Source organism: Enterobacter cloacae complex sp. S1 (genome assembly GCF_014930525.1).
In the GTDB taxonomy this organism is placed as follows: Bacteria; Pseudomonadota; Gammaproteobacteria; order Enterobacterales; family Enterobacteriaceae; genus Enterobacter; species Enterobacter hormaechei_C.
On sequence record NZ_JADBRE010000023.1, the window covers coordinates 116982 to 140652 of the forward strand.

The following is a 23671-nucleotide window of genomic DNA, read 5'->3' on the forward strand; positions in this document are numbered from 1 at the left end:
ATGAGGAGACACAGATGATTCGTCGATATTTCCTGCTCCCTGTATTTGTGCTGACGTCATTTGCTGGCGCACTGGCCGCACCGTTGGATGGCCTGAGCGCCGCTGATGTCAACGGTCCAGCCGCCATCGCCCCGCCTGAACAACCCCAGCCGCGGGCAAAACTGATTGTCGATCCGCCGCTGGCGGGACCGCTAAGTAAAGGTGCGGTCTTTATTCAGTACCGTATCGAAAACCTGCGCATTGAACCTGTATTTGGACCCGACGCGCTGAAAGTCACTCCGCGTATCGGCCATATTCACGTTGTGGTGGATGACGCGCCCTGGCACTGGGCTGATACCAGCGGCGAGCCGGTGATCCTGGTCGGGCTGCCCGCAGGAAAGCACAAGGTGACGATCGTCGTTGCCGACCCGACGCATAAACCCATCGACCATAAAACCGTTGAATTCACCGTGCCGTCACACGCCGCGATCCATCACTTTTAAGGAGCCTGATATGAAAGTATTGTCTGTATTAACGGCGGCGCTACTGGCAATTTCCACCAGCGCGCTGGCCGGGACAAAAGCCAGCGTGGTGCTGGTGCATGGGGCGTTTGCCGACGGCAGCAGCTGGAATAAGGTGATTACCCGGCTACAAAAACACCATACCGAGGTTATCGCAGTTCAATTGCCCCTCACCTCGCTGAAAGATGATGTCGCCGCCACGCAGCGCGCTATCGCCCGGTCTCATGGGGATGTGGTACTGGTCGGGCACTCCTGGGGCGGGACGGTAATCAGCGAGGCGGGAAACAATGCCCGCGTGAAGTCACTGGTTTATGTCGCCGCTTTTGCGCCGGATTCCGGCCAGTCGACGGCAGACCTGGCAGACAGCTTCCCTGCTCCACCGGGGAGCGCCAGTCTCGCTAAAACCACAGAGGGGTATTTATATCTGCCGACAAAAGCGGTCAGCGAGAATTTTGCGCCTGACGTGAAGGACACCGAGCGCAATGTGATTGCCGCGACGCAGGGCCCCATTAAGGCCGATGCGTTTGGGGAGAAAATCGCGCATGCCGCCTGGCATGACAAACCGAGCTGGTATGTGGTCAGCAAAAATGACAGGATGATCGATCCTGAGCTTGAGCGTGCAATGGCGAAAAAAATCAACGCCAACACCACGGAGGTGACGGCAAGCCATGTATCGATGGTCAGCCAGCCGGACGTCGTTACCCGTACGATTGAACAGGCGTTATCGGGTCAACAGTGATAAAAAAAACCGCAGGATGAACGGTCCGACATCGGGCCACGCCATCCTGCGGGCTTTATGCACTTCCGGCTCCTGCAACGGGGTTATGTGCGGTTTTGTCACAAACGCGCCTTCCCCCTCACTGAACCATCAGAAGCTGTACGTCACCTTCAAACTTCCTCCAGGAAACGTTTTTCGCTGAACAATGGGGCTATCGCCAGCCTCTCCCGTCAGCTACGTAACCGGCAGGGTCAATCTGAGTACGTCAGCCGAAGGCGGTCTTATGGTGACCGTTGATTTCCCGAATCCGGCGTTCGCATGAACGTAAACGCGGCGCTACACGTCCTGACATGTGTCAGCACAGCGTTACTTCATGTATGCCGCAGATTGCTTCAATAAAATTACCGTATTTGTTATATTGTTACTTACTGATTATTCACCTCTGCGGTGCCAAAAAGAACAAGATTCACCGCAACCCAGGACAGAAAAATGTTAGATTACCGCTTCCCGACAGCTTTGCAGATGGTTCTCAGCGTAGCGATGGCGGAGCAATCGGGTGAACGTTCGACGAGTGCAATCCTGGCTTACGGCCTGGAAGCGAATCCGAGCTTTATCCGCAAATTAATGGTTCCTCTCGCCCGCGACGGCATTATCGTCTCCACGCTTGGCCGCAACGGCTCTATTCACCTTGGCCGCCCGGCGGAAGAGATTACCCTGCGTGATATCTACCTTTCCGTCACTGAAGATAAAAAGCTGTGGGCGTCCCGTCCTGACGTCCCGGCCCGCTGCGTGGTCAGCGCCAACGCCTGCTGGTACTTCAAATCAATCGCTGATGAAGCGGAGCAGGCTTCGTTAGCGGTTTTAGCGCGCCATACCGTCGCCAGCGCGCTGGAAGAGGTGAAAAAAGCCGATACCAGCGGGTGCGATCCGGTGCCGGAACTCTGCACACAGCATAAAAAAGCGCCCTAATCCTGACAGACTGCGAAAAAAAAGCCGCCTTCATTGTGAAGGCGGCTTTTTGCTATCTGCTACGTCCTACGCAGGCAACACCTCTCTTTCCGCTTTACCGCGCGTCACGAACTTACGCAGCGTCACGTAAAAGACCGGCGTCAGGAACAGACCAAACAGCGTCACACCCAGCATCCCGGCGAACACGGTGATCCCGGTGACGCCGCGCACTTCTGCCCCTGCCCCGTGACCAAGGATCAGTGGAATGGTCCCGGCAATAAAGGCGATAGAGGTCATTACAATCGGGCGTAGACGCAGGCGGCACGCTTCCAGCGCGGCCTCCATAATGCCTTTGCCCTGAATTTCCAGCTCGCGGGCAAACTCCACGATAAGAATCGCGTTTTTACAGGCCAGCCCCATCAGTACCACCAGCCCTACCTGCACGAAGACGTTGTTATCGCCCCCGGTCAGCCAGACGCCGAACAGCGCGGAGAGCATCGTCATCGGCACGATGAGGATCACCGCCAGGGGCAGCGTCCAGCTTTCATACAGCGCCGCCAGCACCAGGAACGCCAGCAGCACCGCGACCGGGAAGACGATCAGCGCCGTGTTGCCCTGGGTGGCCTGCTGGAAGCTCAGGTCCGTCCATTCAATATTCATCCCGTTCGGCAGGATCTGCTTAGACATACCGTCCAGCTGCGTCATCGCCTGCGCGGAAGAGAGCACGCGCGGGTCGGCATCGCCAATCAGATCCGCCGCCGGATAGCCGTTGTAGCGGATCACCGGGTCCGGACCGTAGGTGGTCGTGATTTTCACCATACTGCCAATCGGCACCATTTCACCCTGGCTATTACGGGTGCGTAAATTCGCGATATCTTCCACGCTGTCGCGGAACTGCCCGTCGGCCTGTGCCATTACGCGCCAGGTGCGACCGAACTGGTTGAAGTCATTCACATAAGACGAGCCCAGATAGGTTTGCAGCGTCCCGAAGAGATCGGTGAGCGACACGCCCTGCGCTTTCGCCTTATCACGGTCAACCTGTACATCCAGCTGCGGAACGTTTGCCTGGTAGGTTGAGATAGGGAAATGCATCCCCGGCGTCTGCATAATCGCCCCGGACATGGTGTTCACCGCGTTTTGCAGCGCGCCATAGCCCAGACCAGCACGATCCTGAATGTACAGCGAATAGCCCGATCCCTGGCCCAGACCTAAAATCGGCGGCGGCAGAATCGAGAAGCCAAAGCCCTGCTGGATTTGCGCGATTTTCGCGTTGATCTCCGCGTTTATTTCCGCCGCAGTATGTTTACGCTGGTCGAAAGGCTTCAGGCCAAAGAAGACCGTCCCGGTGTTCGGCGTATTGGTGAACTGGAGCGCATTCAGGCCAGGAAACGCGACCGCATAATCCACGCCTTCGGTATTCATCCCGATTTCGCTCATTTTGCGGATCACCGCATCGGTGCGCGCCAGCGACGAGCCTTCCGGCATTTTCACGCCGCCGATCAGGTACAGCTTATCCTGCGTCGGAATAAACCCGCCGGGAACGACTTTAAACATCACGCCCGCAGCGCAAAGCAGCAGCAAATAAACCACAAACACCGCCCCGCGTCGGCCGAGCGTTTTGCCCACCAGCCCCTGATAGCCAGTCGAGCTGCGGTGGAAAAAGCGGTTAAACGGACGGAAAATCCAGCCGAACAGACGATCGATAAGCCGGGTCGGGAAATCTTTCGGGGCGCCATGCGGCTTCAACAGCAGCGCGGCCAGCGCTGGCGAGAGCGTCAGCGAGTTGATCGCGGAGATCACCGTGGAAATGGCTATCGTTACCGCAAACTGCTTGTAGAACTGACCGGTCACGCCGGAGAGGAACGCCATCGGAACGAATACCGCACACAACACCAGCGCAATGGCAATAATCGGTCCGGACACTTCACGCATCGCCTGATGCGCTGCCGCAAGTGGGGCGAGCCCCTCTTCGATATTTCGTTCGACGTTTTCCACCACCACGATGGCATCGTCCACCACGATACCAATCGCCAGCACCAGCCCGAACAGGCTCAGGGTATTCAGCGAAAAGCCCAGCAGGTAGAGAATACTGAACGTGCCCACTACCGATACCGGCACCGCAATCAGCGGGATTATCGACGCGCGCCAGGTTTGCAGGAACAGGATCACCACCAGCACGACCAGCACCACCGCTTCCAGCAGCGTTTGCACCACCGCGCGGATCGAGTCGCGTACAAACACCGTCGGGTCGTAAGGCGCCGCCCATTTCATATCGTCCGGGAATCGTGTGGACAGTTCGTCCATTTTGGCGCGCACCGCGTTAGACAGATCGATGGCGTTTGCCCCCGGCGACTGGAAGATACCAATCCCGACCGCGTCTTTATTGTTCAGCTGGGAGCGCAGCGCGTAGCTGCCGGAACCCATCTCGATACGCGCCACGTCGCGCAGTCGGACGACCGTACCATCCTGCGTGGTTTTCAGGACAATGTTGCCGAACTCGTCTTCGGTATGCAGGCGGCCCTGGGCGTTAATGGAGATCAGGAAATCGCTCTCTTTCGGCAGCGGCTCGGCGCCAAGCTGCCCGGCGGACACCTGCACGTTCTGCTCCTGCATCGCCGTGACCACGTCCGAAGCGGTCAGCCCGCGGGCCGCGACCTTGTTCGGGTCCAGCCAGACGCGCATCGCGTATTCGCCCGAGCCGAAAATCTGAATCTGCCCCACGCCGGGCAGACGCGCCAGCTCATCCTTCACCTTCAGCGTGGCGTAGTTACGCATATACAGTGAATCGTACTTACCGCCAGGCGAAAACAGATGCACCACCAGCGTCAGCGTTGGCGACTGTTTCTGAGTCGTGATGCCCAGACGCCGCACGTCTTCCGGCAGACGCGCTTCGGCCTGCGCGACGCGGTTTTGCACCTGAACCTGCGCCTGATCCGGATCGGTGCCCGGGCGGAAGGTGACGGTAGTCACCAGCACGCCGTCGGAACCCGCGACGGATTTCATGTACATCATGTTTTCAACGCCGTTGATCGCCTCTTCCAGCGGCGTTGCCACGGTCTCAGCAATCACTTTCGGGTTGGCGCCCGGGTACTCGGCGCGCACCTGCACGCTTGGCGGCACGACGTCAGGGTATTCGCTCACCGGCAGCAGCGGGATGGCGATTAATCCTGTGATAAAAATCAGAATCGACAGTACGGCGGCAAAAATCGGCCTGTCGATGAAAAAACGGGAAAAGTCCATGGATTGGATTCTCAGGTAAGGGATCAGTTGAGGGCGGCGCTGGCGGTCATGGCAACGGTTTTCGCGTTAACCGGCATACCCGGCATAAACACTTTTTGTAAACCATCGACGATGACTTTATCCCCGGGATTCAGCCCCTGCTGTACGATACGTAAACCATCGGCCAGACGCCCCGGCGTAATGTCGCGGCGCTGCGCTTTCCCGTCTTTATCCACGATATAGACGTATTTACGATCCTGATCGGTCAGCACCGCCTTATCGTCAACAAGCGTGGCTTTAAATTCCGCACTGCCCGGCAGGCGCACGCGGGCAAAGAGTCCTGGGGTGAACTGACGCTGTGAGTTATCCAGCAGCGCGCGCATGCGGATTGTCCCGGTACTTGGCGTGAGCTGGTTATCCAGGAAATCCACTTTGCCCTGATGGGGATAGCCCTCCTCGCCCGTCAGGCCAATCTCCACCGGCAGCGCCGTGCGATCGCCGGACGCCCGTTGCCCGCTGCGGGCCAGGTTCTGATAGTGAAGGTAGGTTGACTCGTCCACGTCGAAGTAGACATAAACCGTCTTCTGCGAGACCAGGGTAGTGAGCACGCTGGCGCTGTCGCCCGCCGTCACCAGGTTACCGCTGGTGATCAGCGCCCGGCTGGCGCGACCGTCGATAGGCGCGGTCACTTTGGTGAAGTCGAGGTTAAGTTGCGCGGCGTCCACCGCCGCCTGCGCGGCGCGAATATCAGCCTGCGCCTGGGTAGCGGCGGAACGGCGCTGCTCCCACTCTTCACGGGATACCACGTTGGTATTGACTAATTTATCGGTACGGTTAGCCTCGCTTCGCGCCAGGCTGGCCTGCGTTTTGGCTCTCGCCAGGTTCGCCTGCGCCTGCTCCAGCGCGGCGCGATAGGTTCGGTCATCAATCGTGAACAGCACCTCGCCCTTTTTCACCTCCTGGCCGTCGGTGTAATTCACTTTCTCAATGTAGCCGGAGACGCGCGGACGCAGCTGAACGCTTTCCACCGCTTCAATGCGACCATTAAAGCTGTCCCACTGGCTAATGGATTTCACCACCACGTCAGCAGCGCTGACAACGGGCGCTTGCGGCGCGGCATTTTGCGCGACGCTGTCATCGCATCCGACGAGAAGCGCTGAGAGTAAAACTACCCCCATAACGCTCAGATGAAAGCTACCCCAGGTTTTTTGCAGGCTCATTATTTTTATTCCGGTTATTGTAGCCGCCGGGCAAGACGCAGCGGGAGGCGCCGCGCCACTTCCTTTGTCCGGTAGCTGGCTTAAGGCCATTTGTGTCGTTCATCGCCACAAAACTGTAACAGTTGCGAATACACTATCGCGGCGATTGTAGGAAGGCGCTTAATTAAGTGCAAGAATAATTGTTGCACTTTATGTGCTATTTGCGGCGAAGATAAATCACGCGTTTTGAGAAGGGATTTAAATGCAACAATAAAACTTGCAATTAATGTAAAAACGGGTCACCTTTAAGTGCAACAAACAAAGATGCTTTTTAATACGTGGCGTAGGGGGAAGCAAAATGAACACGGGTGCATTCATTCACGATTTACTCGACTGGATCGACAACAACCTCGATAGCCGTCTGGACATTGAAACCGTCTCCAGGCGAGCCGGCTATTCGAAATGGCACCTCCAGCGGCTTTTCAAAGAACATACCGGCTCCCCTCTCGCCGAATATATTCGCGCGCAAAAGCTGCAAAAATCGGTTGAGCGCCTGGCCCACAGCGATGAACCGATTCTGAACGTGGCGATCGCGCTGGGCTTTGACTCTCAGCAGTCCTTCAACCGCAGCTTTAAGCGTCAGTATGGTCAGGCCCCCGGGGCATGGCGACGCAGTATCGGCTGCCGTGAATCGCGGCAGATGAGGCAGTAGTTCACCGCCGGGCCGGATATCGGCCAAAAAGAAAAACCCTCTGTAAACAGAGGGTTTTATCAGTCTTACCTGCTTATAACTTCGCAGGAAAGGTTATGGGCTTACTCCCATTCGATCGTCGCCGGTGGCTTGCCGCTGATGTCATACACCACGCGGGAAATGCCGTTCACTTCGTTGATGATGCGGTTAGACACGCGGCCTAAGAAGTCATACGGCAGGTGCGCCCAGTGCGCGGTCATGAAGTCGATGGTTTCCACCGCACGCAGGGAGACTACCCAGTCGTACTTACGGCCATCGCCCATCACGCCGACCGAGCGCACCGGCAGGAACACGGTGAACGCCTGGCTCACTTTGTTGTACAGGTCAGCTTTGTGCAGCTCTTCGATGAAGATCGCGTCCGCGCGACGCAGCAGGTCGCAGTACTCTTTCTTCACTTCGCCCAGCACGCGTACGCCGAGACCCGGGCCCGGGAACGGGTGACGGTAGAGCATGTCGTACGGCAGACCCAGCTCCAGGCCGATCTTACGCACTTCGTCTTTGAACAGCTCACGCAGCGGTTCAACCAAGCCCATCTTCATCTCTTTCGGCAGGCCGCCCACGTTGTGGTGAGATTTGATGACGTGCGCTTTACCGGTGGCGGAGGCCGCAGACTCGATCACGTCAGGGTAGATGGTGCCCTGCGCCAGCCATTTCACATCTTCCAGCTTCAGCGCTTCTTCGTCGAACACTTCCACGAACACGCGACCGATGATTTTACGTTTCGCTTCCGGATCGTTCTCGCCTTTCAGCGCGTCCAGGAAGCGCTGCTCGCCTTCCACGTGAACGATGTTCAGACCGAAGTGGTCACCGAACATGTCCATTACCTGCCGGGCTTCGTTCAGACGCAGCAGACCGTTGTCCACGAAGACGCAGGTCAGGTTTTTACCGATGGCGCGGTGCAGCAGCATCGCGGTTACGGAGGAGTCCACGCCGCCGGAGAGGCCGAGGATTACTTTGTCATCACCAACCTGCTGGCGGATACGCTCCACGGCATCGTCGATGATTTTTGCCGGGGTCCACAGGGCTTCACACTGGCAGATGTCACGCACGAAGCGCTCCAGCATGCGCATACCCTGACGGGTGTGGGTCACTTCCGGGTGGAACTGCACGCCGTAGAAGCGTTTTTCTTCGTTCGCCATGATGGCGAACGGGCAGCTTTCAGTGCTGGCAACGGTCACGAAGTCGGACGGGATAGCGGTGACTTTGTCGCCGTGGCTCATCCACACGTCCAGCAGCGGTTTGCCGTCTGCGGTCAGGGAGTCTTCGATACCGCGCACCAGCGCGCTGTCGGTGACGACTTCAACCTGTGCGTAGCCGAACTCACGCTCGTTAGAGCCTTCTACGTGGCCGCCCAGCTGCATCGCCATGGTCTGCATGCCGTAGCAAACGCCGAACACCGGTACGCCCGCTTCGAACACGTACTGCGGCGCACGCGGGCTGTTCTCTTCGGTGGTGCTTTCCGGGCCGCCGGAAAGGATGATGCCGCTTGGATTGAACTCGCGAATCTGTGCTTCCGTGACATCCCACGCCCACAGTTCACAGTAAACGCCCAGCTCACGCACGCGGCGCGCCACCAGCTGAGTGTACTGAGAACCAAAGTCCAGGATGAGAATGCGATGTTTATGAATGTTTTCCGTCATTGACGCTAATTCCGAGGCAAGTGAAACAAAACAAAGCGCCCGGCATTGAGCCGGGCGCGGAAATTTATCAGGAGCCCAGACGGTAGTTCGGGGACTCTTTGGTGATCGTCACGTCGTGAACGTGGCTCTCCTGGATACCCGCACCGCTGATGCGTACGAATTCCGCTTTGGTACGCAGCAGGTCAATGGTACCACAGCCGGTCAGACCCATACAGGAGCGCAGGCCGCCCATCTGCTGGTGAATGATCTCTTTCAGGCGGCCTTTATACGCCACGCGGCCTTCAATACCTTCCGGCACCAGTTTGTCTGCGGCGTTATCGGTCTGGAAGTAACGGTCGGAGGAACCTTTGGACATCGCGCCCAGGGAGCCCATACCGCGGTAGGATTTATAAGAACGACCCTGGTAGAGTTCGATTTCACCCGGGGATTCTTCGGTACCGGCCAGCATAGAGCCCACCATCACGGCTGCGGCACCTGCGGCGATCGCTTTGGCAATGTCGCCAGAGAAGCGGATACCGCCATCCGCGATTACCGGAATACCGGTACCTTCCAGCGCTTCAACCGCGTCAGAAACTGCCGTGATCTGCGGCACGCCTACGCCGGTGACGATACGGGTGGTACAGATAGAACCAGGGCCGATACCCACTTTCACCGCGCTGCAACCCGCTTCCGCCAGCGCGCGAGCGCCTGCGCCGGTTGCTACGTTACCGCCGATGATCTGGAGATCCGGGTATTTAGCACGGGTTTCACGAATACGTTGCAGAACGCCTTCGGAGTGGCCGTGGGAGGAGTCAATCAGCAGCACGTCAACGCCCGCAGCAACCAGCGCGTCAACGCGCTCTTCGTTACCCGCACCTGCGCCAACCGCAGCGCCGACGCGCAGACGGCCATGCTCGTCTTTACAGGCGTTCGGTTTACGTTCTGCTTTCTGGAAATCTTTAACGGTGATCATGCCGCGCAGGTGGAAGTTCGCGTCCACAACCAGCGCTTTCTCAACGCGTTTTTCGTGCATTTTCGCCAGCACCACGTCGCGGGTTTCGCCTTCACGCACGGTCACCAGACGCTCTTTTGGCGTCATGTAGACGCTAACAGGCTGGTTCAGGTCAGTCACGAAACGCACGTCACGACCGGTAATGATACCCACCAGTTCGTTGTCTTCAGTGACTACCGGATAGCCTGCAAAGCCGTTACGCTCGGTCAGGGCTTTCACTTCGTGCAGCGTGGTGGTTGGCAGAACGGTCTGAGGATCGGACACGATACCGGATTCATGCTTCTTCACGCGGCGAACTTCTTCCGCCTGACGCTCGATAGACATGTTTTTGTGGATAAAGCCAATGCCGCCTTCCTGTGCCAGAGCGATAGCCAGACGCGCTTCAGTCACGGTGTCCATTGCTGCGGAGAGCATAGGAATGTTCAGACGAATGGTTTTCGTCAACTGCGTGCTGAGGTCGGCAGTATTCGGCAGAACGGTGGAGTGAGCGGGAACGAGGAGGACGTCGTCAAACGTCAGTGCTTCTTTAGCGATACGTAGCATGGGCAATATCTCTGACCTGGGTGGTTAAATATTGCCGTGGCATTATACAGAGCGTAACCGATTGCATCCACACTTTTTTGAAAAAAATGCTTGCGCTCACCTCTCAGCAGGTTACTATCGACTGAATAACTTGCTGATTTAGAATTTGATCCCGCTCACATGTTATCCTCTCAATCCCCCTCAATTTATACTGTCAGCCGCCTTAATCAGACGGTACGTTTGCTGCTTGAGCAGGAAATGGGACAAGTCTGGATCAGCGGTGAAATCTCTAACTTCACGCAGCCTGCTTCCGGTCACTGGTACTTTACGCTGAAAGACGACACCGCTCAGGTACGCTGCGCGATGTTCCGCAACAGCAACCGTCGCGTGACGTTCCGCCCTCAGCATGGCCAGCAGGTTCTGGTTCGCGCCAACATTACCCTGTATGAGCCGCGCGGCGATTATCAGATTATCGTCGAGAGCATGCAGCCCGCGGGCGAAGGCTTGCTGCAACAGAAGTATGAGCAGCTAAAAGCCATGCTTTCGGCTGAGGGATTGTTCGACCAGCAGTTTAAAAAGCCCCTGCCCTCACCCGCTCACTGCGTTGGGGTCATTACCTCGAAAACCGGTGCGGCCCTGCACGATATTTTGCACGTCCTGAAGCGCCGTGACCCTTCCCTGCCCGTCATTATTTACCCAACTGCCGTTCAGGGTGACGATGCGCCGGGGCAGATCGTGCGCGCGATTGAGCTGGCGAATGCGCGTCAGGAGTGTGATGTATTAATCGTTGGGCGCGGCGGCGGCTCGCTGGAGGACCTGTGGAGCTTTAACGACGAGCGCGTGGCGCGGGCAATCTTTGCCAGCCTTATCCCGGTGGTAAGCGCCGTCGGCCATGAAACAGATGTGACGATAGCGGATTTTGTCGCGGATTTACGCGCGCCCACGCCGTCCGCGGCGGCAGAGGTAGTCAGCCGTAACCAACAGGAGCTGCTGCGTCAGATCCAGAACGGGCAGCAGCGCCTGGAGATGGCGATGGACTACTTCCTCGCCAGCCGTACCCGCCGCTTTACCCAGCTTCACCATCGTCTGCAACAGCAGCATCCGCAATTGCGTCTGGCGCGTCAGCAAACCGTGCTGGAACGTCTGCGTCAGCGGATGAACTTCGCGCTGGATAACCAGCTTAAGCGGGCGGTATCTCGCCAGCAGCGCGTCACGCAGCGTCTGAACCAGCAAAACCCGCAGCCGAAGATTTATCGCGCACAAACGCGGATCCAGCAGCTTGAGTTCCGCCTCGCGGAAAATATCCGCTCACGCCTGAGCGCCACCCGCGAGCGTTTTGGCAATGCGGTCACCCATCTGGAAGCCGTCAGCCCGCTCTCCACGCTGGCTCGCGGCTATAGTGTGACCACCGCGACGGACGGCAAAGTGCTGAAACAAACGAAACAGGTTAAAGCCGGGGATGTGCTCACCACCCGGCTTTCTGACGGCTGGGTCGAGAGTGAGGTGAAAGAGATCAAACCGGTGAAAAAAACGCGCCAGCGTAAAAGCGGATAAATCTTCGCCGGTTACAAACTATACTGCTGCTATTGCCTTTTTTAATAAGGAGAGCAGCATGCCCCATCTTCATAGCGTCATCCCTCCGTATATTCTTCGCCGTATTATCGAAAGCGGTTCTGAGCCGCAGCAGCGCTGCGCCCGTCAGACCTTAACCCACGTCCAGACGCTGATGGCCCATATGCCGGGCAAACCCGCCGCGCCGCATGTGAATAAAGCCGGTCAGCTTGAGCGTGACATCTACGATGCGAAACAGACCCAGGAGCTGCCGGGTACCCAGGTGCGCTATGAAGGCCAGCCCTCCAACGGCGATGTGGCGGTGGATGAAGCGTACGATTATCTGGGTATCACCCATGATTTCTTCTGGAAAGAATATCAGCGCAATTCGCTCGATAACAAAGGGCTGATCCTAACCGGCACCGTGCACTATGGCCGGGAATATCAGAACGCCTTCTGGAACGGCCAGCAGATGGTCTTTGGCGACGGTGACGGAGAAATCTTCAACCGCTTCACCATTGCCATCGACGTGGTGGCGCATGAGCTGAGCCACGGCGTGACCGAGACCGAAGCCGGGCTGATTTATTTTGAACAGTCGGGCGCGCTAAACGAGTCGCTGTCAGACGTGTTTGGCTCGCTGGTGAAGCAATACCATCTTAAGCAAACCGCCGATCGGGCAGACTGGCTGATTGGCGAGGGTCTGCTGGCGGAGGGTATCAACGGGAAAGGGCTACGTTCCATGTCTGAACCCGGTACCGCCTACGACGATCCGCTGCTCGGCAAAGACCCGCAGCCCGCGCACATGAAAGACTTCATCAAAACGCGCGAGGATAACGGCGGCGTGCATCTTAACTCCGGCATCCCCAACCGCGCGTTTTACCTGGCCGCAACGGCGATCGGTGGCTACGCCTGGGAAAAAGCGGGTTATGCCTGGTACGACACGGTTTGCGATCGCAACCTGGCGCAGGATGCGGATTTTGATGCCTTTGCAAAACTGACGATCGCGCACGGCGAGAAACGCTCCGGTAGCGACGTTGGGGCGGCCATTAAACAAGCCTGGGAACAGGTGGGAGTACTGTAAATGCAGGTTCCGGAACTGACGGATGACGCCGTGGTTGAGCTGGCCCGGGAAGGCGGCGTCGCCTTTATCCCTAAGCTGAGCGGCCAGCGCACCATTGCGCTCTCCTCGCTTAATGAGGCCCAGCGCCAGCGCCTGGTGAGCATTCTTGAGCAGGCTTTCCCGCGCGGCCAGCCGCCCGGGCAAGCCTCTTCCCCCGGCAGCGGTGACCAGCGCTATTTCCGCATCCAGATTATCTGGACCGGCCAAAATCAGGCGCACTACGCCGATATCATCGTGCTGGTACCCGAGCAGGAAGCACCCGAGTCGCTGGTGGAACTGTGGCAGAAAGGTGAAGGCTGCGTGTGCGATTAACCTTCGGCCCGAACAAACTCCACGCGTTTTTTAGAGATAAGACCGTGGCCGTTCTGGCAAAAATAGTCCACCGCACCGCAGGCTTTTAGTACCTGGAGTGGCTGATGACACTCCGGGCAGCGGGCTTCGAGCGCGATATCTTTATTACAACTTTCGCAGTGCGCTACCCCGTTCAGGGGCTCCAGCGGTGTCTGGCAATCCGGGCAGGTAATCGTCATGGTGACTCCTTCAAAGCGTTCAGGTCTGCGATAATTTTACCACGTCGTGTTCAGTGCGGGCCACGCAACTGTTGCTGTAAGGTCAGCAGCAGCGTCACCTCCTCGACCCTGCGGCGCGTCGTGCGGCTCACCTCGTGCGGATCCCGTTCAAAGAGACTTTTTGCCCCCAGAATATGCTCCGCAAGGCAATGCCCGTAGATCGTACCGGGAATATGCCAGCGCTGAATTTCTTTACCCTTAATCAGCTCCAGCACATCTTCTGCGCCGCGTCGGTCGTGGCTGACGATGCGCCCGTCGCGCAAATAGAAGCGTAATCCCTTTTGCCCGCCCGCAGGCCCCGCGTATTTGTTAAGCCAGATGTCCACCGGCACGCCGCTGATGCTTCCCTGCAAATGCGCCTCGCCTTCCGCCGTGGTCAGATCGCCCGTTGCGATTTCGCGGCCCAGGCGGTCTTTTGCTGTCACCACCTGCAACGTCATATCGTCACTGCCGCCCAGGTAACGCACCGTTTCACGCAGCATCGCCAGCACGTGCGTACCGATATCCAGAATCACACCATCTGGATGGCGAAGCGTTCGCGCGTCTGGCTCGCCGGTGGCGAAGTTGAGCGCAATGGGCTCTCCTTCAGCGTTATACCCGCTTGGCTCCTGCAAAAAGCCTTCGATTTTGACGATGTCAGAAACATGAGCGACCAGTGATTGCTTTACGCTATCGAGACGCGCCATCCAGTGATCGAGCGCCAGCACGCGGTCGGCGGCTCCCGGTTGAGCCAGCAGCGCTTTCAGTTTTTCAATTTGGGGCAGCGTGGCGACAATCGGTTTTTCTACCACAATACGCGACGCGGGTGAGGCCAGCGCCTGCTCAAGCACCTCGAGATGGTACAGGGAGGAAGTGGCGATAAACAGGGTATCCAGCGGGTGGGAAAGAAGTTCACCGAGCGACGCGCAACGTGTGACCCCTTCAGGCTGCTTCTCGGGGTAAATATCAAAACCTAAACAGCGCGGAGTATCAGGAAAAAGATTTCGTATTGCCGGTAAGTAAGCCGTTTCAACCACAGCACCAAGCCCAACAAACCCTAACAGCATGTTCTTACCTCGTTAAGTCAATTGCCGGGGCATAACGCCACCCCGGCAAGGTCGAGGCTTATCAGGCGTTAGCGGCCGGTTTAGTCTGCGCATTTTCCAGCATGCGGCGCACCGGAACAATGAGGACGATCAGCACCGCAGCACAAATCAGCAGCGCAATGGAGCAACGGGCAAAGAGGTCTGGCAGCATATCCAGCTGGTCGGCCTTCACGTGACCACCAATCAGCCCCGCAGCCAGGTTACCCAGCGCACTGGCGCAGAACCACAGGCCCATCATCTGGCCGCGCATTCTCTCCGGCGCCAGCAGGGTCATGGTCGCCAGACCAATCGGGCTCAGGCACAGCTCGCCAAGGGTGAGCATCAGAATGCTGCCCACCAGCCAGAACGGCGACACGCCCGCCCCACCGTTGCTCAGCACGTTCTGCGCCGCCAGCATCATCAGGCCAAAGCCCGCCGCCGCGCACAGAATACCGATTACGAACTTGGTGATGCTGCTCGGACGAATGTTTTTGCTCGCCAGCTTCGGCCATGCCCAGCTAAATACCGGGGCCAGCAGAATGATGAACAGGGCATTAATCGACTGGAACCACACCGCCGGGATCTCAAAATCACCGATCATGCGGTTAGTGTAGTCGTTGGCGAACAGGTTGAAGGAGGTTGGCTTCTGCTCGAACGCGGACCAGAAGAACGCGGCGGAGACCAGCAGAATAAAGCACACCAGCAGCCTTGCGCGCTCTTTCCGGTTCAGCCCGGCGAAGATGAACAGATAAATGAAGTAGAGCGCGACGGAGGCGGCAATCACATACACCAGCACGCTGGCGACCGCGACCGGATTAATCACAATCACGCCCTGGGCAATCAACGTTACGATGATTGCAACACCCACAGCCAGCGCCAGCAGCCAGGCACCCACGCCGTTACGTTTCACTACCGGACTGTTCCAGGTGGAGTCCAGACCGACTTCACTGTCGTAGCGCTTCATGGCCGGAACGGCAAACACGCGGAAGATAATCAGGGCGACCAGCATCCCGATACCACCGATACCAAAGCCCCAGTGCCAGCCGTGGGTTTTAATCAGCCAGCCGGAAATCAGAGGGGCAATGAACGAGCCCATGTTGATGCCCATATAGAACAGCGAGAAACCGCCGTCACGACGCGCATCGCCTTTTTTATACAGGGTGCCGACCATGACCGAGATACAGGTCTTGAACAGGCCGGAGCCGAGCACGATAAACATCAGGCCGATGAAGAACAGGTTGTCGCCCATGATGGCCGACAGGGCGATCGACAGGTGCCCGAGCGCAATCAAAATCGAACCGTACCAGACGGCCCGCTGCTGGCCGAGCCAGTTATCCGCCAGCCAGCCGCCCGGCAGCGCAGCGAGGTACATGGTGCCGGCAAAGATGCCGACAATCGCCGAGGCGTTTTCACGCGCCAGGCCCATTCCGCCGTCATACACGGTGGCGGCCATAAACAGAATCAGTAGCGGGCGAATACCGTAAAACGAAAAACGCTCCCACATCTCGGTGAAGAACAGAGAACCGAGCGGATAAGGATGGCCGAAGAAGGTTCGGCTCTCTTTTTGATTAACAGAGGATTGCATAATTCTCCCGAAAAGGTATGTGTCGTGCTTGTAAACACCAGCATGTACGCCGAACGGTTACGTATCCGATCGATTTTTTACATGCGGCGAAATGTTGGTTAACCATTTGATAACCAGGCGCTAGTTTTGTCTAGTACCGAACCCTGGACTTTAAGACGAAAATTCGATGATTGTCTACTTTCTTAGATATAAACATGGTTAAAAGCGAATAGTGATTGACATCACACAGGGAAGGCAGGCCTTTTGAATGGGCGAAAAAAACCCGCGACAGGCGCGGGTTTTAGTGAGTTCGGTAAGAATTATTTGCTTTTCTTAATGTGCTTAATCAAACGCTTACGCTTACGCATCTGGTTCGGCGTCAGGGTGTTGCGTTTATTCGCAAACGGGTTCTCCCCTTCCTTGAACTGAATACGGATAGGCGTACCCATCACGTCCAGCGACTTGCGGAAGTAGTTCATCAGGTAGCGTTTGTAGGAGTCCGGCAGATCCTTCACCTGGTTACCGTGGATCACCACGATAGGCGGGTTATACCCCCCGGCGTGAGCATATTTCAGCTTCACGCGACGACCGCGCACCAGCGGCGGCTGGTGGTCTTCAGCAGCCATGTTCATGATACGGGTCAGCATCGCCGTGCTCTGACGGCGGGTAGAGCTGTCATAGGCTTCACGAACGGATTCGAACAGGTTGCCAACACCACTCCCGTGCAGGGCAGAGATGAAGTGAACGCGGGCAAAGTCGATAAAGCCCAGACGGAAGTCCAGCGTCTCTTTCACCTGCTCGCGCACTTCATTGCTCAAACCGTCCCACTTGTTGACGACGATAACCAGCGAGCGCCCACTATTGAGGATAAAGCCGAGCAGAGAGAGATCCTGATCGGAGATACCTTCACGTGCGTCGATGACCAGCAGCACCACGTTGGCGTCTTCAATCGCCTGAAGGGTTTTGATCACCGAGAATTTTTCCACCACATCGGTGATTTTCCCGCGCTTACGCACCCCTGCGGTGTCGATAAGTACGTACTCACGTTCATCGCGCTGCATTGGAATGTAAATGCTGTCACGCGTTGTGCCTGGCATGTCGTAAACCACCACGCGCTCTTCACCGAGAATACGGTTAGTAAGCGTAGACTTACCTACGTTTGGGCGACCCACGATAGCCAGCTTGATAGGCAGATCCTGCGGGTTGAAGTCGTCTTCCGGCTCTTCCTCGCCTTCCTCTCCGGCTTCAAACTGCGCCCAGTATTCAGCGTCCTCGTCCACCTCTTCCGGCGGGTTCACTTCATCTACCCACGGCAGCAGAACGGTTTCCAGCAGGCTGGTAACGCCACGACCATGCGAGGCCGCGATAGGATAAATATCGCCCAGGCCTAAAGACCAGAAATCCGCAACAGCCTGATCGGCATCGATGCCGTCAGTTTTGTTCGCCACCAGGAAGGTAGGCTTTTCGCGTGAACGCAGATGTTTAGCGATAGCAGAATCCGCGGGCATCAGGCCAGCGCGAGCATCCACCATAAACAGAACCACATCCGCTTCTTCGATAGCCAGCAGAGATTGCTCTGCCATGCGGGTTTCTACGCCGTCTTCCGTACCGTCAATACCCCCGGTATCGATACAGATGAACTCGCGTCCTTCCACCTCTGCACGACCGTACTTACGGTCACGCGTCAGCCCCGGGAAATCCGCAACCAGCGCATCACGGGTGCGTGTTAAACGGTTAAAAAGAGTGGATTTTCCAACGTTAGGGCGCCCGACAAGCGCGACCACAGGTACCATGTTTGAAGCCTCATAAAATTCAAAATAACGTCGCTTTCGCAGCGTTTTTAAAAATGTCAAAACGGCTCCTGAGTGAACAGGAGCCGTTTAGTATACTACAACCGCCGTGTAATTAACGCGTGATCGCGTACAGCGTGCCGTCTTTTGCCTGAATCAGCAGTTTGCCGTCAGCCACAACGGGCTCCGTCAGGAAGCCTGAGCTATCCACTTTCTGCTGTGCCACGAAGCGACCATTCTCTGGATCGATCCAGTGCATATAGCCTTCGCTGTCGCCCACCACCAGGCTGCCGTTATACAGTGCCGGTGCGGTCAGCAGACGGTGCAGCAGATCGCTCTGCGTCCACAGCGTCACGCCACCTTCGGTGCTCAGCGCCAGCAGACGGTCGTTCTGATCCACCATATAAATACGGTTGCCGTCGACGATGAAATCGTTCACGGAACCCAGCTCACGTTTCCACATGATCTGGCCGCTACGCAGGTCCAGCGCCGTCAGGTTGCCGTTGTACGCCAGCGCGTAAACCACACCGTCGACGATAACTGGCGTGGTGTCCACGTCACTCAGACGGTCAATTTCAGTTGAACCGGTCGCCTGGGAAATACGCTGCTGCCAGATCATCTGGCCCTGCTGCATCAGTACCGCGCTGACACGGCCGTTGTCACCGCCCACAATGGCGGCGCCAAAGGCGGTCGCCGGAGCAGATTCGCCACGCAGAGACAGCGCTGGCATATCCAGGTTAACCGTCCATTTTACCAGACCATCGGCTTCGTTCAGCGCCTGCAACTGGCCGTTGCTGGTATGGATCAGCACCAGGCCGTCGCTGACAACCGGACGCGACAAGGATTCACCGGCAACGGTGGTCTGCCATGCAACCGAACCGTCGCTGGCATTCAGCGCGTAAACCTGCGCTTTTTCGCTGCCCACATAGACATGACCGCCGGCAACGGTCAGGCCGCCAGAAAGCAGTGCAGGTTTACGGGAGAACCAGCCGTCTTTTTCCGCCAGGTTAATGGACCACACTTCTTTTCCGTCATCAGCGTTCAGCGCTTTAACGGTGCCTTTGCGATCGGCCGCATAGACAACGCCGTCAGCAAATGCCGGGTGCAGGTTGGAATAAAAATCGCCAATACCATCTCCCACGGAGGTGTCCCAGGCGGTGGATGGGGTGAACTGGTTTTCAACCGTCGGCAGCGGGGACATTTTAACAACGTCTTCTTCGCCACTGAACAGTGAACAACCACTCAATAACGTAACAGAAAGCAGTCCTGGCAGAAGTAATTTACGCAATTGCATTGGGTCCCTCTCAGACGGACAAATTATTTATTTTCATCTGCATCATTTCGCTCAGCGCAGGTGAAGCTTTACTATCCACGCCAGCTTGCCACGCTTTACGCGCGCCCGCTTTATCACCTTTACTCAGCAGTGCTTCACCGCGAAGATCGGCAACAATAGCGGCAAAGCCTTCGCCTTTGATGGTATCAAGCGTTTTCAGCGCGTCGTCGGCTTTTTTCTGCTGAACCTGGATACGCGCCAGACGCAGATTGATCACCGCTTTCAGATTTTCGTCACTGGCAGCAGCAAGCCCCTGAGACAGTTGCGCAGCGGCTTTGTCCAGTTCGTTTTTATCAACATACTGCTGAGCCACTTCCAGCGCAGCCAGCGCGCCGTAGGTGTTTTTGTTGTCAGCGGCAAATTTCTCCGCAGCCGTCAACGTTTGCGGCTGATCGGCACGGATTGCGCTAACGGTATTTTCGTAGTTCAGGGACGAACCGCGAGCAGAGTCAGCCTGATGATTGTTCCAGTAACGCCAGCCTACCAGCGCACCAACACCTAAAATAACCCCTACAACCAGTGCCTTGCCGTTTTCAGTAAAGAAGCGCTTAACCGCATCAACCTGGTCGTGTTCGTTCTCGTAAATTTCCACGCAGTCCTTCTCCTTAGCCCAATAGAGTGCGCAAGTGCGCCGCAACGCCATCCTGCGTTACCGTAGTTTGCTCACCAGAGCGCAGGTCTTTGACTACCACTTCGCCGTTGGCCACTTCGGACTCACCCAGCACCAGTGCGATACTTGCGCCCCACTTATCGGCACGAGCAAACTGTTTTTTAAAGTTGCCGCCGCCGTGGTTGGTCATCAGCTTAACGTCCGGCAGCGCATCGCGCACGCGTTCGGCAAGCTGCATCGCCGCAGACTGCGTATCCGCACCTGAGGCCACCAGGTATATATCGACAACAGGATCGGCTTTAAATTCCGGATTAACTGCCTGAACCAGCAAAACAAGTCGCTCAAGGCCCATCGCGAAGCCTACAGCCGGTGCTGCGCGACCACCCAGTTGTTCGACCAGACCGTCATAACGACCGCCGGCACAGACGGTGCCCTGCGAACCGAGGCTGGTGGTGACCCACTCAAATACGGTGCGGTTGTAGTAGTCCAGACCGCGCACCAGACGCTGGTTAACGGTATAAGCAATGCCCGCCGCTTCAAGCAGCTTGCACAGGCCGGCAAAGTGTTCGCGGGAATCCTCATCCAGGTAGTCACCCAGCGCTGGCGCATCGTTCAGCAGCGCCTGTACGTCAGGATTTTTGGAATCGAGTACGCGCAGCGGGTTGCTGTACATACGACGCTTACAGTCTTCGTCGAGCTTCTCTTTGTGCTGTTCCAGGAACGCCACCAGCGCATCGCGATAGTTCGCACGCGCTTCCAGAGAACCGATAGAGTTCAGCTCCAGGGAAACGTGCTCAGAAATACCGAGCGCACGCCACCAGCGGGCAGTAAGCATAATCAGTTCAGCATCGATATCTGGTCCTTGCAGACCAAACACTTCCACGCCAAGCTGGTTGAACTGACGGTAGCGGCCTTTTTGCGGACGTTCGTGGCGGAACATCGGGCCGATATACCACAGGCGCTGCTCCTGATTGTACAGGAGACCATGTTCGATGCCGGCGCGTACGCAACCCGCCGTCCCCTCAGGACGCAGGGTCAGGCTGTCGCCGTTGCGATCCTCAAAGGTGTACATCTCTTTTTCAACCACGTCGGTTACTTCGCCGATCGCGCGTTTGAATAACGGGGTCTGCTCTACAATCGGCAAACGAATTTCGCTGTAACCGTAGCTGCCGAGCACCTGCTTCAGTGTGCCTTCAATGCGCTGCCAGATGGCGGTTTCGCCAGGCAGATAATCGTTCATGCCGCGGATGGCTTGAATGTTTTTTGCCACGTTTATTCTCTTTCTATATACAAAAAAGAACCCAAAGAATGGGTTCAATCATACATGGGAAGCAGCCTGCTTCCCATCACGTTATTTTTCAACCTGCTGAACGCTGATGCGCTTCGCTTCGTCCATCATCGTCGCTTTCGCGCGAATCCGGGCTTCGAGCTGGTCGATCATATCACTATTATCCAGACGATCTTTACGAACGCCATCTTCATAGAGACCACTTTTCTTGTTACCGCCGGTCACGCCCAGCGTGGACACCAGCGCTTCACCCGGACCGTTCACCACGCAGCCGATGATGGAAACGTCCATCGGGGTAATGATGTCTTCCAGGCGCTGCTCCAGAGCATTCACGGTGCCGATCACGTCAAACTCCTGACGTGAACAGGTTGGGCAGGCAATGAAGTTGATCCCACGCGCGCGGATACGCAGTGATTTCAGGATGTCGAAACCGACTTTGATCTCTTCCACCGGATCGGCGGCCAGGGAGACGCGTAACGTGTCGCCGATGCCTTCAGAGAGCAGCAGGCCGAGACCAATCGCCGATTTTACCGAACCGCTGCGCAGACCGCCCGCCTCGGTGATCCCAAGGTGGAGCGGCTGATCGATCTGTTTTGCCAGCAGACGATACGATTCAACGGCCAGGAAGACGTCAGACGCTTTCACGCTCACTTTAAACTGATCGAAGTTAAGGCGATCCAGATGATCGACGTGACGCATTGCGGATTCGAGCAGCGCCTGCGGCGTCGGCTCACCGTACTTTTCCTGGAGATCTTTTTCCAGAGAGCCAGCGTTCACGCCGATACGGATTGGAATATTTTTGTCGCGGGCGCAGTCAACCACCATGCGAATGCGCTCTTCGTTGCCGATGTTGCCTGGGTTAATACGCAGGCAATCGACACCGTATTCAGCGACTTTCAGCGCGATACGGTAATCGAAGTGAATATCGGCTACCAGCGGAACGCTCACCTGCTGCTTGATCAGTTTGAACGCCTCGGCGGCATCCATGGTCGGTACAGAGACGCGAACAATGTCCGCGCCTACGCGTTCTAATGCTTTGATTTGATTGACCGTCGCTTCTACATCCGTAGTACGCGTATTGGTCATCGACTGGACGGCGATAGGCGCCCCATCGCCGACTGGCACGTTCCCAACGTAAATCCGTTTCGATTTTCTACGTTGAATAGGAGCCTGGTTATGCATGTAAAATCTCCCGCATTGCCCGTCTGTTACTGTGCTGCTGATTGTTCGGCATTAACGGTAAGACGCGCAACCTGGTTAGTTCTGATAAAGCGGCTCAGATCGACAGGTTTTCCTTGATACTGGATCTGTACCGCTGCCGGTGCGCCGATTTTAAGCTTGTAAGGTGCCTGGCCCGTTAGATTTAACGTGCCATCTTTACGTTGCAGGCCGCTGAACAGCTTTTTACCTGTCGCATCAGTCACTTCCAGCCAGCAATCCGCCGTGAAATTCATCACCAGCGCATTCGGGTCAACGGCAGGTGCCGCCGTACCCGCCGGGTCAGTTGGCAGTGACGCCGCGGTGTTATCTGCCGGTGCCGTTGCCGCAGGGGCGGTATCAACATTGGCCTGTGAAGGTGATACGACCGCGTTCTGATCCTGGGCCTGGGTGGCTGGTGCGGTATTCGCCGTCGCTTCTGGCGTCGTCGCTGGCTCGGTTGCAGGCGTGCTGCTTGCTGCCGCCTGAGGTTCGCTGGAGGTCGCAGCTCCTTCGGTGCTCAGCGGCACGCTTTGCGCGCCGTTATTACCAGACTGATTGAGCTCAGCGGAGGACTGATCGGCCATCGTCGTGATCTCTTCCTGCTGCGCTTTGTGGTTTTGCCACCACCATGCGCCCGTCAGGCCGACAACCACGAACAGGACCAGCCAGGTAAAGCTCATCAGCCAGCCATCGCGTTTTTTACGACGTTTACCCAGAGAGAAGCTCTGCATCGGCGCAACTTTTGCCGCACGCACAGGCGCCTGCTTCTCCATCATCGGCAGTAATTCGTCTTCAGGGATATGAACCAGTTTGGCGTAAGAACGGATATAACCGCGCAGAAATGTTGAAGCCAGATCGGCGGGTGCCTTATCTTCTTCAATATCGCGAACGGTGGAAACCTTCAGGCACAGGCGTTCTGCAACGGCTTGCTGGCTGAGTCCGAGTTGTTCACGGGCGTTGCGAAGACGAACGCCAGTGGAGAGTGCTGCATTTTGATCGTGAGTGGCTTCAGTATTCATTCGCTACAACTACTGGTACGTGAAAATAAGGGTTCAGGTGCCGGTGAGTCACAATGCCACCCGCACCGCGAAACT

The 23671-nt window shown here is 56.9% G+C and carries 20 protein-coding genes and 1 pseudogene; 7 read left to right on the forward strand and 14 right to left on the reverse strand.

Annotation, left to right across the window (positions count from 1 at the left end; genetic code table 11):
- Window positions 1-14: 14 nt before the first annotated feature.
- Both IM290_RS16075 and IM290_RS16080 read left to right on the forward strand, forming a co-directional pair.
- A complete protein-coding gene (locus IM290_RS16075; RefSeq protein WP_193042351.1) occupies window positions 15-482 on the forward strand; it encodes a DUF6130 family protein in 468 nt (155 codons plus the stop codon).
- A 10-nt stretch (window positions 483-492) separates the two neighbouring features.
- Window positions 493-1239 carry an alpha/beta fold hydrolase gene (locus IM290_RS16080; RefSeq protein WP_193042352.1) on the forward strand — a complete coding sequence of 249 codons (747 nt, stop codon included), beginning with the start codon at window positions 493-495 and terminating at the stop codon, window positions 1237-1239.
- A gap of 129 nt (window positions 1240-1368) precedes the next feature.
- Here the strand turns inward: IM290_RS16080 and IM290_RS21655 are convergent.
- Window positions 1369-1452, reverse strand: a pseudogene (locus IM290_RS21655) (MipA/OmpV family protein); the annotation flags it as partial.
- A 255-nt stretch (window positions 1453-1707) separates the two neighbouring features.
- On the opposite strand from IM290_RS21655, the gene IM290_RS16085 reads away from it, so the two are divergent.
- Entirely contained in the window at window positions 1708-2187 is a 480-nt protein-coding gene (locus IM290_RS16085; RefSeq protein ID WP_003860591.1) for an Rrf2 family transcriptional regulator, read from the forward strand.
- Window positions 2188-2253: 66 nt separating this feature from the next.
- Here IM290_RS16085 and oqxB read toward each other — a convergent pair whose 3' ends face one another.
- Together oqxB and IM290_RS16095 are read right to left on the reverse strand one after the other, a co-directional pair.
- A complete protein-coding gene (gene oqxB / locus IM290_RS16090; protein ID WP_047365235.1) occupies window positions 2254-5406 on the reverse strand; it encodes a multidrug efflux RND transporter permease subunit OqxB in 3153 nt (1050 codons plus the stop codon).
- A gap of 23 nt (window positions 5407-5429) precedes the next feature.
- On the reverse strand, window positions 5430-6605 hold the full coding sequence (locus IM290_RS16095; protein WP_193042353.1) for an efflux RND transporter periplasmic adaptor subunit: 1176 nt from the start codon (window positions 6603-6605) through the stop codon (window positions 5430-5432).
- A gap of 337 nt (window positions 6606-6942) precedes the next feature.
- Here IM290_RS16095 and IM290_RS16100 point away from each other — a divergent pair, with 337 nt between their 5' ends.
- Window positions 6943-7296, forward strand: coding sequence for a helix-turn-helix domain-containing protein (locus IM290_RS16100; RefSeq protein ID WP_047365237.1), 354 nt, complete (start codon window positions 6943-6945; stop codon window positions 7294-7296).
- A 101-nt stretch (window positions 7297-7397) separates the two neighbouring features.
- Here the strand turns inward: IM290_RS16100 and guaA are convergent, their stop codons facing one another.
- Window positions 7398-8975: a glutamine-hydrolyzing GMP synthase gene (gene guaA / locus IM290_RS16105; protein WP_062933291.1), complete on the reverse strand. Its 1578-nt coding sequence runs from the start codon at window positions 8973-8975 to the stop codon at window positions 7398-7400.
- A gap of 67 nt (window positions 8976-9042) precedes the next feature.
- Window positions 9043-10509: an IMP dehydrogenase gene (gene guaB, locus IM290_RS16110; RefSeq protein WP_003860601.1), complete on the reverse strand. Its 1467-nt coding sequence runs from the start codon at window positions 10507-10509 to the stop codon at window positions 9043-9045.
- 159 nt (window positions 10510-10668) lie between these two features.
- Here guaB and xseA point away from each other — a divergent pair, with 159 nt between their 5' ends.
- From xseA to IM290_RS16125, 3 genes are read left to right on the forward strand one after another with little or no spacing between them, the layout of a single operon-like run.
- On the forward strand, window positions 10669-12042 hold the full coding sequence (xseA, locus tag IM290_RS16115) for an exodeoxyribonuclease VII large subunit (RefSeq protein ID WP_063136596.1): 1374 nt from the start codon (window positions 10669-10671) through the stop codon (window positions 12040-12042).
- A gap of 58 nt (window positions 12043-12100) precedes the next feature.
- Window positions 12101-13120 carry a M4 family metallopeptidase gene (locus IM290_RS16120; RefSeq protein WP_193042354.1) on the forward strand — a complete coding sequence of 340 codons (1020 nt, stop codon included), beginning with the start codon at window positions 12101-12103 and terminating at the stop codon, window positions 13118-13120.
- On the forward strand, window positions 13121-13471 hold the full coding sequence (locus IM290_RS16125) for a protealysin inhibitor emfourin (protein WP_006811517.1): 351 nt from the start codon (window positions 13121-13123) through the stop codon (window positions 13469-13471).
- On the opposite strand, the gene IM290_RS16130 is transcribed toward IM290_RS16125, so the two are convergent.
- From IM290_RS16130 to rodZ, 9 genes are all read right to left on the reverse strand, one after another.
- Window positions 13468-13689 (reverse strand): zinc ribbon domain-containing protein, encoded by a 222-nt coding sequence (locus IM290_RS16130; protein ID WP_015572176.1) that lies wholly within the window; start codon window positions 13687-13689, stop codon window positions 13468-13470. The two genes, IM290_RS16125 and IM290_RS16130, sit on opposite strands and share 4 nt — an antisense overlap.
- A 50-nt stretch (window positions 13690-13739) precedes the next feature.
- Window positions 13740-14774, reverse strand: a complete 1035-nt coding sequence (locus tag IM290_RS16135) for a Gfo/Idh/MocA family oxidoreductase (protein WP_193042355.1) — start codon at window positions 14772-14774, stop codon at window positions 13740-13742.
- 61 nt (window positions 14775-14835) lie between these two features.
- A complete protein-coding gene (locus IM290_RS16140) occupies window positions 14836-16377 on the reverse strand; it encodes a peptide MFS transporter (protein ID WP_015572174.1) in 1542 nt (513 codons plus the stop codon).
- Window positions 16378-16676: 299 nt separating this feature from the next.
- A complete protein-coding gene (gene der, locus IM290_RS16145) occupies window positions 16677-18149 on the reverse strand; it encodes a ribosome biogenesis GTPase Der (RefSeq protein ID WP_022648998.1) in 1473 nt (490 codons plus the stop codon).
- 112 nt (window positions 18150-18261) lie between these two features.
- The gene (bamB, locus tag IM290_RS16150) at window positions 18262-19440 is read right to left on the reverse strand and encodes an outer membrane protein assembly factor BamB (RefSeq protein ID WP_017383525.1); all 1179 of its coding nucleotides are present in this window, start codon (window positions 19438-19440) and stop codon (window positions 18262-18264) included.
- A gap of 10 nt (window positions 19441-19450) precedes the next feature.
- Window positions 19451-20071 (reverse strand): YfgM family protein, encoded by a 621-nt coding sequence (locus tag IM290_RS16155; RefSeq protein ID WP_193042356.1) that lies wholly within the window; start codon window positions 20069-20071, stop codon window positions 19451-19453.
- A gap of 13 nt (window positions 20072-20084) precedes the next feature.
- Window positions 20085-21359: a histidine--tRNA ligase gene (gene hisS / locus IM290_RS16160; protein ID WP_022649001.1), complete on the reverse strand. Its 1275-nt coding sequence runs from the start codon at window positions 21357-21359 to the stop codon at window positions 20085-20087.
- Window positions 21360-21440: 81 nt separating this feature from the next.
- Window positions 21441-22559: a flavodoxin-dependent (E)-4-hydroxy-3-methylbut-2-enyl-diphosphate synthase gene (ispG, locus tag IM290_RS16165; RefSeq protein ID WP_017383528.1), complete on the reverse strand. Its 1119-nt coding sequence runs from the start codon at window positions 22557-22559 to the stop codon at window positions 21441-21443.
- Window positions 22560-22585: 26 nt separating this feature from the next.
- Window positions 22586-23596 (reverse strand): cytoskeleton protein RodZ, encoded by a 1011-nt coding sequence (gene rodZ / locus IM290_RS16170; RefSeq protein ID WP_032649072.1) that lies wholly within the window; start codon window positions 23594-23596, stop codon window positions 22586-22588.
- Between the last annotated feature and the right edge of the window lie 75 nt (window positions 23597-23671).